Annotated in this window: 14 protein-coding genes; 6 read left to right on the top strand and 8 right to left on the bottom strand. The window is 70.4% G+C overall.

The annotated features are described in order from the left end of the window. Positions 1–17 precede the first annotated feature (17 nt). On the top strand, positions 18–764 hold the full coding sequence (locus tag ACQ0O7_RS16300) for an SDR family NAD(P)-dependent oxidoreductase (RefSeq protein ID WP_430782954.1): 747 nt from the start codon (positions 18–20) through the stop codon (positions 762–764). A gap of 844 nt (positions 765–1608) precedes the next feature. On the opposite strand, the gene ACQ0O7_RS16305 is transcribed toward ACQ0O7_RS16300, so the two are convergent. Both ACQ0O7_RS16305 and ACQ0O7_RS16310 read right to left on the bottom strand, forming a co-directional pair. Then, complete coding sequence (locus ACQ0O7_RS16305) at positions 1609–2619, bottom strand: zinc-dependent alcohol dehydrogenase (protein ID WP_430782906.1); 1011 nt, start codon at positions 2617–2619, stop codon at positions 1609–1611. A gap of 2 nt (positions 2620–2621) precedes the next feature. After that, complete coding sequence (locus ACQ0O7_RS16310) at positions 2622–3770, bottom strand: MFS transporter (RefSeq protein ID WP_430782907.1); 1149 nt, start codon at positions 3768–3770, stop codon at positions 2622–2624. A gap of 142 nt (positions 3771–3912) precedes the next feature. On the opposite strand from ACQ0O7_RS16310, the gene ACQ0O7_RS16315 reads away from it, so the two are divergent. Next, on the top strand, positions 3913–4539 hold the full coding sequence (locus ACQ0O7_RS16315) for a phosphatase PAP2 family protein (RefSeq protein ID WP_430782908.1): 627 nt from the start codon (positions 3913–3915) through the stop codon (positions 4537–4539). A gap of 124 nt (positions 4540–4663) precedes the next feature. On the opposite strand, the gene ACQ0O7_RS16320 is transcribed toward ACQ0O7_RS16315, so the two are convergent. Together ACQ0O7_RS16320 and ACQ0O7_RS16325 are read right to left on the bottom strand one after the other, a co-directional pair. Beyond that, complete coding sequence (locus ACQ0O7_RS16320) at positions 4664–4945, bottom strand: hypothetical protein (RefSeq protein WP_430782909.1); 282 nt, start codon at positions 4943–4945, stop codon at positions 4664–4666. Between the two features lie 320 nt (positions 4946–5265). Further along, positions 5266–6459 (bottom strand): MFS transporter, encoded by a 1194-nt coding sequence (locus ACQ0O7_RS16325; RefSeq protein ID WP_430782910.1) that lies wholly within the window; start codon positions 6457–6459, stop codon positions 5266–5268. 83 nt (positions 6460–6542) lie between these two features. Between ACQ0O7_RS16325 and ACQ0O7_RS16330 the strand changes: the two genes are divergently transcribed. Next, positions 6543–7100, top strand: a complete 558-nt coding sequence (locus tag ACQ0O7_RS16330) for a TetR/AcrR family transcriptional regulator (RefSeq protein WP_430782911.1) — start codon at positions 6543–6545, stop codon at positions 7098–7100. Here the strand turns inward: ACQ0O7_RS16330 and ACQ0O7_RS16335 are convergent. Next, positions 7097–7915: a hypothetical protein gene (locus ACQ0O7_RS16335; protein ID WP_430782912.1), complete on the bottom strand. Its 819-nt coding sequence runs from the start codon at positions 7913–7915 to the stop codon at positions 7097–7099. The genes ACQ0O7_RS16330 and ACQ0O7_RS16335 overlap by 4 nt on opposite strands. A 341-nt stretch (positions 7916–8256) precedes the next feature. Here ACQ0O7_RS16335 and ACQ0O7_RS16340 point away from each other — a divergent pair, with 341 nt between their 5' ends. Then, positions 8257–9138 (top strand): alpha/beta hydrolase family protein, encoded by an 882-nt coding sequence (locus ACQ0O7_RS16340; RefSeq protein WP_430782913.1) that lies wholly within the window; start codon positions 8257–8259, stop codon positions 9136–9138. On the opposite strand, the gene ACQ0O7_RS16345 is transcribed toward ACQ0O7_RS16340, so the two are convergent. Further along, entirely contained in the window at positions 9128–9598 is a 471-nt protein-coding gene (locus ACQ0O7_RS16345) for a QsdR family transcriptional regulator (protein ID WP_430782914.1), read from the bottom strand. The two genes, ACQ0O7_RS16340 and ACQ0O7_RS16345, sit on opposite strands and share 11 nt — an antisense overlap. Positions 9599–9831: 233 nt before the next feature. Between ACQ0O7_RS16345 and ACQ0O7_RS16350 the strand changes: the two genes are divergently transcribed. Continuing rightward, positions 9832–10878, top strand: a complete 1047-nt coding sequence (locus ACQ0O7_RS16350; RefSeq protein ID WP_430782915.1) for an LCP family protein — start codon at positions 9832–9834, stop codon at positions 10876–10878. A gap of 72 nt (positions 10879–10950) precedes the next feature. Here the strand turns inward: ACQ0O7_RS16350 and ACQ0O7_RS16355 are convergent, their stop codons facing one another. After that, entirely contained in the window at positions 10951–12066 is a 1116-nt protein-coding gene (locus ACQ0O7_RS16355) for a hypothetical protein (RefSeq protein ID WP_430782916.1), read from the bottom strand. Positions 12067–12163: 97 nt separating this feature from the next. On the opposite strand from ACQ0O7_RS16355, the gene ACQ0O7_RS16360 reads away from it, so the two are divergent. After that, a complete protein-coding gene (locus ACQ0O7_RS16360) occupies positions 12164–12439 on the top strand; it encodes a hypothetical protein (RefSeq protein ID WP_430782917.1) in 276 nt (91 codons plus the stop codon). Here ACQ0O7_RS16360 and ACQ0O7_RS16365 read toward each other — a convergent pair. Continuing rightward, positions 12426–12587, bottom strand: a complete 162-nt coding sequence (locus tag ACQ0O7_RS16365; RefSeq protein WP_430782918.1) for a hypothetical protein — start codon at positions 12585–12587, stop codon at positions 12426–12428. The genes ACQ0O7_RS16360 and ACQ0O7_RS16365 overlap by 14 nt on opposite strands. Positions 12588–12589 lie beyond the last annotated feature (2 nt).

Consider the following 12589-nt stretch of genomic DNA (forward strand, 5'->3'; position numbering starts at 1 on the left):
CGGCCGGACGACGAGTGGTGATCACCGGGGCGGGTCGTGGTTTCGGCCGTGCGCTCGCCCTGTGCCTCGCGAATCAGAGCTGGGACGTCATCGCCTGCGTCCGTTCCGGAGCCGTCTCGGGCGCCGCCGCTGGTTCCGTCTCCAGTGCCGCTATCGGTGCCCTTGACGTTGCCAGCGCTGGTGACACCGGCCTTGTCCGCAACGGATCATTTGATCATCCGCGCATCCGGACGGTGATCCATGATGTGCGCGATCCGGTCGATGCTGGTTTGTTCGGCGACGGCCCGATCGACGTACTCGTCAACAACGCCGGCATCGGCGCCCCGGCCCAACCGCTCGACTCCACTGATCCGCAGACGATCCTCAACGCGGTCGACGTCAACGTGGCCGGGCCGATGCGGATGGTCCAGTCGATACTCCCTCAACTGTTGACGGCCCCCGATCCACTGATCGTCAACATCACGTCCCGATTGGGGTCGCTGAGCGCGCAGGCCGAGGGCCGGTTCGCGGACCGGCGAACCAGCTACGCCTACCGGATCTCCAAGGCCGCCCAGAACATGCTGACGATCGCCCTGGCCCAGGAGCTGGCCGGCCGGGTCCGTTGCTGGGCGGTGCATCCAGGCGCCCTGACAACCGCGATGGCCTCGGTGGACGCCCACACCTCACCAGAGGAGGCAGCCGCCCGCCTGGCAAAGCTGATCGAGCGGGGCGGCCCGCCGTCCCCGAGCTACCTGTCGTTGGACGGCCCCGACCTGACCTGGTGAACCATCCCTGATCCCACAGCCCCGGCAAACCATCCCTGATCACACAGCCCCGGCAAACCTCGACAGCCGCGTCGTCGCCCCGCAGCCGACCTGAAGGTTTGCCACCGAAGAGAGCCTTGTTCTCGACCGCCCGACCATTCGCGGTCATCCTTCGCGCGAGCGACTCGCCCAGCGGCGATCTTGGCGGATTTGCCACCGGAAAGAGTCTTGTCCTCAGCTGCCTGATCACTTGCGGTCAATCCCTCGCGCGGGCGCCCTGCTCAGCAGAGATTTTGGTGGATTTACCACCGGAAACGGTGGTAAATCCACCAACATCGGCCCGGGTGGGGCGGGGAAGCGGACACTCGCGCGGGGAATTGGCCGCGAGCGGGCCATCAGCCGAGAAGAAGCGTCTATCCCGTGGAAAATCCTCCAAGATCGGCCAGGGCGGGGCCGGAAGGCGGGCACCCGCGCGGGGAATTGGCCGCGGACGGGCCTGCAGCCCAGAGAAAGACTCGAAAAGGTGGTAAAAACACCAAGATCGGCCAGGGATGGAGCCGGAAGTGCCCACTCTCGCGGGGAATTGGCCGCGAGCGGGCCGGCAGCCGAGAACAAGACTCAAAACGGTGGGTGATCCTTCACGATCCCCGCTGGGAGGGTCACTCGGGCAATGGCATCGAGGGCCGGCGAGCGAGACGAAAGGCTTGCGACGGTGGGAACCGGCAGCGGTCCCGGTGGGGCGGAGCGCACGGTAGGTCCTGGTGGGGCGGAGCGCACGGTAGGTCCTGGTGGGGCGGAGCGCACGGCAGGTCCCGCCCGGGCGGAGCGCTCGTTCAGGGGATCGGCCGCGTGCGGGGCGGAAGGCCTACCGGGCGGCCGGGTTGATCAGGATCTTGGGGGCTGGCGAGCTGCCGGCGGGGCGGCGGCCGGCGAGGATGTCGGCGGCGTGGTCCAGGCCGACCGTGCCGGCCACCAACGGCCGGGGATCGACCGCGCCGGACGCGAAGGCGGCGATGGCCGGGGCCAACCCGGCCGAGGCGCCCAGGATTCCGACGGCCGTGACGTCCTTGAGGACCGCATCCCGGGTATCGATCATGCTGGGAGTGCCCGAGAGCCCGATATAGACCACCCGCCGACCGGGTTCGACAAGGGACACCGCCAACCCGGGCAGCGAAGGGCCGTTGGACGCGTCGACGACCGCGTCCCAGGGCAGCTCCGGCAACTCGCCGCGGGTCCACGTATCGCCGAACCCGAGTGACCGGGCGAACTCCGGCCGCTCCGCCAGCAGGTGCACCTCGATCCCCCGTGCCCGGGCCAGCATCGCGGTGAGCAGGCCGATCGTGCCGGTCCCCAGGACCAGCAGCCGTTCGCCGGTAGCCAGCGCGGCGGCCTCCACACAACGCTGGGCGTTGCCGGCCGGTTCGACGAGGGCACCGGTCCCGGCGTCGACGGTGTCCGGCAGCGCGTGCAGGTAGGCGGCCGGGAACGCCAGCTTTTCGGCCAGCGCACCGGCCAGCCCGTCGCGGATGCCGAGTTCGTGCCGGTCCGGGCAGACATGGTGGCGACCCGCCACACAACGCCGACAACGTCCGCAGCCGATCATCGTGTCCCCGGTGACCCGGCGCCCGGTCCACGACGGGTCGACTCCGGGGCCGACCGAGGTCACGGTGCCGGACCATTCGTGGCCGGGGCGCAGCGGGTACGACGAGACCCCACTGTGCAGGTAGCTCATCTCGCCGGTGAACAGCTCGACGTCGGTACCGCAGACTCCGGCCCGGTCGATATCGACGACGACCTGGCCCGCGGCCGCGACCGGAACGGGGACCTGCTGAACCTCGGCCTTACCGGGCCCGGTGAGGACCAGCGCACGCATCATGATCACGATCTTAGGACGCCTTCCCGGGTACGCCCGGCGGCTGCCCCCGCGACCGTCTGCAGCACGCCGAGGACGACCACCATGACCAGCGTCGCCCGCCACGCCCCGGTCCGTTCGGCCAGGAATCCGGCCGCCACCGGCCCGCCCGCCGCGAGCAGGTAACCGAGTGACTGGGCCATCCCGGACAGCCGCGTGGTCTCAGCGGCGGTCCGGCCACCGAGGCTGATCAGCGTCAGCGCGGTCACCAGCGCGGCGCCCTGCCCGAGCCCGGCGATCGCCACCCACAGCACGGCGAGTCCCGGTGCGAGCAGCAGCCCGAGCACCGCGATGATCACCGGCAGGCTGGCCGTCACGGCGCCGGCCCGTGGCCGGGTGCCGAGCAGTGCCGGGATCGCCAGCCCGCCCAGGATGCCCATGCCCTGGAACAGGAACAGATGCAGCCCGGCGGTCCGCTCCGACACCCCGTTCGCGACTTCGATCGTCGGCAGCCAGGTGACCAGCACGTAGAAACATGTCGACTGCAATCCCATGAACGCGGTGATCAACCATGCGTAGGGTTGCCGCCACAGAACGATGTCGACCGCAGTCGCCGACGGTTCGGGTGCCGGGCCGCCCCGGGCGCGGGGTGCCCAGGCGACCGCGACCGCCAGCGCCGGCGCGGCCCAGATCCCGAGCGACAGCCGCCAGTCCACCGCGTCCGCGATCGGCACCGCGACCGCCGAGGCCAGTGACGCGGCGATGGTGATGAACGCGGTGTAGAACCCGGTGGCCCGTGACACGTTCGCGGCGTAGTCACGCTTGACGATCGCCGGCACGAGCACGTTCCCGACCGCGATCGCACATCCGATGATCACCGTGCCGGCCCAGAGCCCGAGGTGGCCGGTCCAGGACCGCACGAGCGTGCCCGCCGCCAGCACCAGCAGCGCCACCAGCACCGCCCGTTCCATCCCGAGCCGCCCGGAGACCCGATGCACCTGCGGCGACACCAGCGCGAACGCCAGCAACGGCAGCGCACCGAGCAGCCCCTGAGCGACCTCACCGAGCCCTTCATCGACGCTGATCTGCGGAAGCAGCGGCCCCACCGCGGTGATGGCCGGCCGCAGACAGAGCGCGACGAGAAAGATGGTGGCGGCCGGAAGTAAGCGCTTCACGCCCCCGAGCCTCTTACGGCCACATTCACAAAATCAAGATCCCGATGGGGTACGCCGCCCCAGCGCGCCGGCTAGCCGGCAGCCGTGAGGAGCACTGGCATCGGGGCGGCCTCGATCCGGGCGCTTTGCGATGATCCATGTCATGGCGACCGTCGATCGGGTGGATGAGGTGGGGCGGCGGACCGTGGGGGATCGGGTGGCCCTGGTGTTCACCGAGGTTCTGTCGCCGGCGGTGCTGGTGGCTGTGGTGCTGTTCGCGGTGGCCTGGGATTCCGCGGAGTCGCCGATGTCCGCCCTGGTCATGGGGGTGATCGCGGCGGCGGCCGCCAGTTTCCTGCCGATCGCCTACATCCTGCGCGGGGTTCGCCGGGGTGCCTGGACCGACCGGCATGTCGGGGAGCGGGCCCAGCGCACCCTGCCGATGCTCGTGTGCTTGGGATCCACCGCCTCCGGCACGCTGGCACTGGCCGCCGTGGGCGCGCCGCGTGACCTGCTGGCGTTGATCGCCTGCATGGCCGCCGCGCTGGTCGTCGCCACCCCGATCACGTTGCTGGCCCGCTGGAAGATCTCCATCCACTCGCTGGTCGCGGCCGGTACGGCGGTGACGTTCACGGTGGTCTTCGGCTGGGCGTTGCTGTTCACCTGGCCGCTGGCGGGCGCGGTCGGCTGGTCCCGGGTCCGCCTCGGCGACCACACCCAGGCGCAGGTCCTGGCCGGCGCGGTCGTCGGCGCGTGCGCCACGGGCCTGCTCTATCCGACGTTGCGCTGACAACCGCGGCGGTCTGCCCGGCGTAGCGTCGATGCCCGCGCGGGTCGCCCGGCGCCGCGCTGACATCCGCAGCCTGGGAGCCGGCAGGCGTCCGGTGTGGGGAGCCGGCGCATGGCATGACTGGTCAAGTCGTCAATGTGAGCCACAGTGCGGCGGGGATGGCCAATCCTGTCGATGTCAGGATCGATGTGATGGTGCCGCCGGTTCGTAGTGATTCACGGCGGGCCTCGATCATGTCGGCGCGGGTGCCGGTGTTCAGCAGGGTCAGGCCCGTCCGGGACGGGACCAGGCCGCGGGTGGTCACGCGTCCGGTGGCGAAGACCGGGACCGAGCGCGGGACGCGTACCTCGATCAGGCGGAGCCGTTCGGATCTTCGGAGGTCGCCGAGGATCTCGGTGGCGACCATCGGGGGCAGCGGGGCAGGTGCGGACGGCGGTGTTCCAGGACCGTGACGATGGCGGTACGGGGTTCGGCCTGGATCGGGTCGAACCGGGTGCGCGGGGGCGCCACCAGGCGTGGGTCGACCGGGAGGCGGTGGCCGCGGTCGATGATCGTGGGCGCGCGGGTCACCGAGCACGAGCAGCAGGAAGATGCCGGACGCGGCCGTCAGCAGGCCACCGATGCAGAACGCCACAGTCGCCAGGACCATCACACCGTCACGGTAGGGGAGTGTGGCGAACGTGCCGATCTGTGGCTCGAATCGAGCCACAGATCGGCACGCGGGATTCAGGCGACGGGATGTGCCTCTGACGTGGTCCTGGCCCGGTTGAGGGCGGGCGCCAGCACCGCGGCGACCACCAGCAGCGCCAGCACGACGATCATCGCGTAGCGCAGGCCGTAGTGCTCGCCGAGGAAGCCCAGGGCCGGCGGGCCGACCAGGAACGCGATGTAACCGACGGTGGCGACCAGGGAGACCCGGGCGGTCGGGTTGTCGCCGGAGTCGCCGGCCGCGGACAGTGCGACCGGGAAGCCGAGCGCGGCGCCGATGCCCCAGAGCAGGACGGCGACACCGGCGACGATCTGGTTGTCGACGAAGACGACCAGGGCCACCCCGACACCGCCGATCACCGCGCTGGCGCCGAGCACCACGGCCCGGCCGAACCGGTCCAGGAACCAGCCTCCGCCGAACCGCCCGATGGTCATCGCGGCGGCGAAGATGACATACATCGCCGAGCCGACGGCGGCGCCGAAACCGTGCCCGTCGACCATCAGCAGCGGCAGCCAGTCGTTGGCGGCGCCCTCGGCGAGGGCCATCGCGAGCACCACCACGCCGATGAGCAGCAGCGTCGTGTCCCGCCAGACGGGTGCGCCGGATTTCACCGTGGTGGCCTGGGCGGCCGGTTGCTGGATGCCGACCCCGGTGGGCAGCTGGCGGATCGCGATCGCCGCGACCGGCGCGGTGATCAGGCCGATGACGGTCAGGTGCCAGGTGACCGGGAAGGCGAGCGCGGTGAGCGACATGCCGGCGATCGCCCCGACGACCGTGCCGAGACTGAAGAACCCGTGCATCAGCGGCAGGACGGCCCGCTCGATGACCCGCTCGACGTCGGCGCCCTCGACGTTCATGGCGACCTCGCCGCCGCCCACCCCGAACCCGAACAGGAACAGCCCGGCCGCGACGATCGCGCTGCTGGACAGCCCGGCGCCGAGCCCGATGACCGGGGTGCTGACCGCGGTGGCCAGGATGCCCGCGGTGACCACCGGCCGGGTGCCGAACCGGCTGACCAGCACACCGGAGCCGAGGATGCCGATCATCGAGCCGGCCGAGAGGCCGAACAGCACCAGGCCCATCTCGGCGGTGGAGGCGCCGAGCAGGTCGCGGACGTCGGGGGTGCGGGTCACCCAGGAGGAGAGCCCGAGTCCGGGCAGGAAGAAGAGTGCGAAGAGCGCGGTGCGCCGGCGTGCGGTGGCGTGGTCCATCAGGTCCCTTTCCTAGTGCGTACAAACGTACGCACTTTTGGGTGGGTCCTACAATGGGCCGTCCGGGGCGAGGAGGATCACATATGGGTGGGCCCAGGCGGGTGGCCAACGACCCGCTGCGCAAACAGCGCATTCTGGACGCGACCTTGACGGTCATCGCCGAGCAGGGTGTCCACCGCACCACCCACCGCCGGATCGCCGACCAGGCGGGTGTGCCGCTCGGCTCGCTGACCTACCACTTCGAGAGCCTCGGCGCGATCCTCGAGCAGGCCTTCGAGCTGCTCGCCGCCTCGATGTCCGAGAGGTACCACACGGCGCTGACCGGGGCGCCGGACCGGCTCGCCGCCTGCGACGCGGTCACCGACCTGATCTGTGGTGACGAGTACGCCACGAATCAGGAGCTGACGATCATTCATGAGATGTACGCGTACGCCAACCACAATCCGGCCGTCGCCGACGCCTGCCGCCGCTGGATGGGCCGCAGCCGCGACAGCCTGGCCGTGCACTTCACCCCGCGCGCCTGCCGGGCCATCGACGCGCTGATCGAGGGCTGGCCGATGCACCAGGCCTGGGAGCGGGAGCCCCTCGATCGCGCGCTGGTCCGGGCCACGGTGCTGGCGATCGCGGAGCAGGTGCGTTAAAGGCTTCTGGTGTACGTCCGGGAGAAGTCCCGCTGGAGTAGATCCTCCTCGGGAATCCAGATGTCCAGCACACCCGGCAGGTGCAGTAGCCGCCGGTGGCCGTCGTCGCGGGTGACGCCGAGAATCGTGGGCAGCGGGTGGACCGGGCCGTAGTCCTCCTCCAGACCCCAGTTGGAGAAGACCGTTCTCACCAGCCGCCGGTTGGCGCTCTCCAGGGCGTCGGGGAAGGTCCAGACGTCTATGGCGGTGGCGGGTCGCGCGCCGTCCGGGCGGTGATGTTCCGGCTCGTCGTCCTGATCGTCATCCGGCGCCGGGACGTGGATGACCCGGCCGTCCCGGAAGAACCGCAGGACGCCGTCCTCCGGCAGCAGCGTCCAGGGCTCGAAGCCCATCGGCGAACCGGGGAGACCCAGCTGAGCGATCTGCTCCCCGGCACCGCCGTACCAGGTGATCGATTCCGGACTGGTGTATCGATCGGTGAGCAGCACGACGCCCGCCCGTGGTTCGACACCGCTGCCGGCCAGATCGACGAGTGGATGCCGGAGCCACCGATCAAGATGTTCCCGCTCGGGCGGCCGGGGCACCGGCGGGTGGACCCAGAACCGGGCCTCCCGGCGTACGAAATCGTCGGGGTGGGTCTCTGCGATCTCCCGCAGCCGGGCCACCTCGGCCGGGACGCCGACCGCCACCTCCGCCAGCGCCGTCAGCCGATCGACGTGCGCGTTCCACTTGCGCGGGCCGGGCCTGCCGAAGACGTCCCGTTGCCAGTCCGCGAAGACACGCCACCCGTCCAGCAACTCGGTCACCCGGTCCATGAGGTCGATCGTGTCAGGTCCGGAACGTCCCGGTGACGCGGTACGCGATACCACCCGACGAGGATCCGCTGGTCACGCGCTGTGAGGAGAGGTGGAGACGGTTGCCGGCCGGGTGAACACGCGGGCCCGGTCACGGTGGTGCGCGGCGGGGTTCGCCGGTCCGTGTGGCGGACGCCAAATGTCCATTGGAGACGATGGATGAACGGCGGGAATTCGGTGGCTGTCCGTTTCGGGAGCTTTGCCTGGACCGCCGTCTCAATTCGCCGGGAACCGTTGTCGGCCGGCCCCCGGCAAATGAACACTCGATCCCAGACACCGTTTTATCCAGTGGGAGGAAGAGAATGGGCAAGACAATCCCGAAGGTATTCGGAATCGCCGCCGCCGTCGCTCTCGGTGCTGCTGGAATCACGCTGATCCCGGACGCCGACGCGGCCACCGCGTCATTCGCGAAAGGCCCGGCACCGAGCGAGTCCAGTATCTCGGCGGTGCGCGGGCCGTTCGCGATCACGCAGAGCGGCGTGTCCCGCGCCTCGGTCTCCGGCTTCGGCGGCGGCGACATCTACGCCCCCACCGACACCAGCGCGGGCACCTTCGGCGCGGTGGTGATCGCACCCGGCTTCACCGCCCGCAAATCGAGCATGGCGTGGCTGGCCCCGCGCCTGGCCACACAGGGCTTCGTGGTGTTCAACATCGACACCGTGACCACTTCGGATCAGCCCGCGAGCCGAGGCCGGCAGCTGCTCGCGGCGGCCGACTTCCTGACCAGGCAGAGCAGCGTCCGGGCCCGGATCGATCCGAACCGGGTGGCCGTCGCCGGGCACTCGATGGGCGGAGGTGGCGCCCTGGAAGCGGCGCGGAGCCGGCCGGAACTGGCCGCCGCGATCCCGCTGACCCCCTTCAACCTGGCCAAACGGTTCGGTGATGTGACCGTCCCGACGCTTGTCATCGGTGCCGAGGCGGACACTGTCGCGCCGGTGCGCAACCACTCCGAGCCGTTCTTCCAGAGCCTGCCGGCCGCACCCGGCAAGGGCTACCTGGAGCTGAACAACGCCAGCCACTTCGCGCCGAACACACCGAACACCACAATCGCGAAGTTCAGCATCTCGTGGCTGAAACTGTTCGTCGACGGCGACACCCGCTACCAGCAGTTCGTCTGCCCCGGGCCCGGACGTGGCCCGGCGGTGGAGGAGTACACCGCGACCTGCGGCGACTTCACGGTCTGAGCAGCGCCCGCAGAGCCGGCTCGGCCGACTCGAAGGCGATCGGCCCGCTGCCCAGCAGCGGGCCGTACAGCACCCCCTCCAGGGTGCGCACGTAGAGGGCGGCCCGCCGGCGCAGGTCGCCGGGGTCGCCCTCGATGCCGGAGTCCATGAATATCCGCAGCTGAGCGTCGATCGACCGGCTCTTGACCCCGGCGGCCGCGGTGAACAGCACCCGCGCCGCGGCATCCGGCTCGCCGGCCACGAACCGCCGCATCTGCTGCGCCGAATCCAGCAGCTCGGCGAACACCCGGGAGATGCCGATCACCCGGTCCGGCCCGGTGCCACCGGTCTCCCCGGCGGCCTCCGCGATCAGGATCTCCGCGATCGCCCAGAACACCTCGCCGAGCAGGGTGTCCCGGCTGCCGGCCGCCCGGTAGAGCGTGGCCCGGCTGATCGCCAGCTCCCCGGCGAGCATATCCATGTCAATCGTCGAATGCTGGAGAAAATGGTTCGCCGCGCCCCGCAGAAGAACCTCCGGAGCGATGACACGCCGAGCGGTGGGAATGGCTGAACCCCCTCCGTGAGAATGGTGTCCGACCGGGGTGAATACGGGATCGGGGGCCGTTCGGTTCAATCCTCCGGGAAATATCATCCGAATGGGTGGCGAGCATTTATCAAACCCCTCAGAAGCGGACGTACGTGTGTAATCCACAGGTGACCAGATCAGGTAAACGTCTGTGGGCGCGGCTCGGCATCGCCGTCGGAAGCCTGCTGCTGGTGCCGGCCGTGGGCGCCCTGGCCGTGCTGCCCCCGCCCAGCGTCCCGGCGATCGATCCGCACGGGCCGGTCAACTTCCTGCTCGTCGGCATCGATCCACGCGGCACCCACACCAAACCGCTCGCCGACACCATCATGATCGCGCACATCCCGTCGAACCGGCGGGGCGTCTACCTCTTCTCGCTGCCCCGCGACCTGGTCGTCGGCATCCACGCCTACCCCCGCAGCGGCAGTCCCGCCCAGCGCACGAAGATCAACGCCGCGATGGCGCTGGGCAGCCGGGTCGGCCCCGACAAGTACGACGTGGCCCAGGGCTTCGACCTGCTCTCCCGTACGGTCGGATCGGTCACCGGCATCCGCAAGTTCGACGCCGGGGCGGTGCTGAACTTCGAGGGCTTCCGGAAACTCGTCAGCGTGCTGGGCGGCGTCACCATGGTCATCGACCAGGACGTGGTCTCCGAACACCTCAAACCCGACGGGCGGCCCCGTGACCGCCGGCCCGGGTGCCAGGGACACCATAAGTGCCTGCGGCCGTACGTGGGAGTGCAGAAGACGTACCGCAAGAGCCGTGTTCCGGTACGTCTACGGGGCTGGGAGGCGCTCGACTACGTGCGGCAGCGGTACGGGCTGCCCCGGGTCGACTACGACCGGCAGCGGCATCAGCGGCAGCTCGTGAAAGCCCTCGCCGGGCAGGTGGCCCGGGATGTCGTCGCCGACCCGGCCAAGCTGCCCGCTGTGATCGGGGCGCTCGGCGACTCGCTCACCTTCATCGGCGGGGCACACGGCGCGCTGGCCTGGGCCGGCGCGGTCCGGGATCTCCGGCTGAGCACGCCGGTGTCGGTCACGCTGCCCGGCCGGGCGCTCTTCGACGACGGCCGCTACCTGGGCGAGCAGCTCGACCCCGGCGCCCGCGAGTTCTTCGCCGCGGTGAACGGCGACCGGGTGTCGCGCTACGTGACGGACCACCCGTCCATGGTCGATTAGCGAAGGTCTCCGTCCGTGTGCCGGCTCGCGGCTCGAATCGAGCCGGCACACGGGCTGACCACCCGGAGCGCTTCAGCGGCGGCGCCGCCGGGCCGTCACCAGCCCGATCAGGGTGGCGGCTACGGCCAGGACGCCGCCGGCCATCAGCGCGCCGGTGGGGACGCCGGTCGCCGGTTCGTTCTCCTCCCCTGTCCGCACCGCGCGGGTCTCCGGCGTCGTCGCGGTGCGTGCCCCGGTCTCCGTCGCGGCGGGTTCCGTGGTCTCCTTCGCGACGATCGGCTCCCGGTCGCCGAGGGGATAACCGAGCAGGTCGGCACGGTCCGCGCCGCCGGTCATCTCGGAGATGGTCAGCAACTCGGTGCCGTCCGCGGAGTACGTGATCGCCTCGCCCTGGGGCTCGTCGGGCAGGGCGATCGTCCGTGACGTACCGGCGCTGATGGTTTCGATCAGGCCCGCCGCATCGGTCTGGCCCTCGGGGACGTCGAACTCGAACGCGTCGGCGTAGGTCCGCAACACCAGCCGCCGGCCGTCCGGGCTCACCGCGCCGCCGGTCACCACAAGGCGTCCCTTGAAACCGAACGGATTGCTGGTCGCGGTGATCGGGATGGAGAAGTCCCCGGCCCGCCGCAGCGGAGTCGTCGCACCATCCTTCAACGGGCCGTCCGGAACGTACACCCCGGCGCTCAGCGGATCCTTGGTGACCACGATCGGCACGCCGTCCGAGCCGACCAGCAGCGCCTCGGCGTCGTGTGCGCCGTCCGGGTAGGACATCCGGAACAGCTTCGGCGACTTGCCACCGGGCTTGAGCCGCCACACCCCGATGGTGTCGCGGGTGCGGTTGTTGTCCCCGATGTCGCCGACCCACAGCGTGCCGTCGGCGCCCCGGGCCAGGTCCTCGGTGTCGCGTGGCCGGGTGGGGTAGGGGACCCGCTTGACGATCTTGCACTTGCTGTTCAGGAAGAAGATCCGCCGCCCGGCCGGGTCGTCGGCGCCGTCGTTCATCACCACGTAGCCGTCGCCGCCGTCGGTGGCCAGCCCGGAGATCTCGTTGAGCAGCCCGTTCGTGACCGTGCACCGGGTCGCCGGCTTCGCCCTCATGCCGGCGGCCGGCGCGGCCTTCTCCGCGATCGGTGGAATCGGGACGGCGGCCAGGGACACCGCCAGCGCCGCGGAGGTCAGGAACGTCATGCGCCAACCCTGCCATGACGCCACCAGCCGCCGCCCGCACAGTGATCCCACAGGACGCTCATGGGGCGGGCAGAAGAACCGAGGTCAAGCTTTCGGCATGACACAGATGGTTCTCCCGTACGCGTACCGGTCCACCCGTCGCACCGAGCCGCTGCCGGCCCCGCAGTCCCGCTGGCGGCTGTTCGGTGCCGAGTTCACCACCGCGGTCGTCGTCAACCTCGGTCCCGCCGGTGACCCCGTGCGTCAGGTCGATCGAGGCGTCATGATGACCGCGGCCGCGTCGAGTGCGGTGAGCGTCGGCCCGCAGACCCGTCTGGTCGCGGTGCGGCCCTCGATCACCTCGTGGTCGTACAGCTCGCTCATCCGTGGCTGACGATGTGCCATTGGCCGGGACGGCGGTAGAAGCCGACCCCGCCGATCGCGAACTCGATCAGGGTGCCGAAGTGCTTCGGTTCGACGCCGGGGTAGAACTCTTCCAGCCGGGCGTCGATGGGGTCCCAGCCGGCGGTCTCATCAGTCACCG

This window comes from Actinoplanes sp. G11-F43, assembly GCF_050589265.1.
Taxonomy (GTDB): Bacteria; Actinomycetota; Actinomycetes; order Mycobacteriales; family Micromonosporaceae; genus Actinoplanes.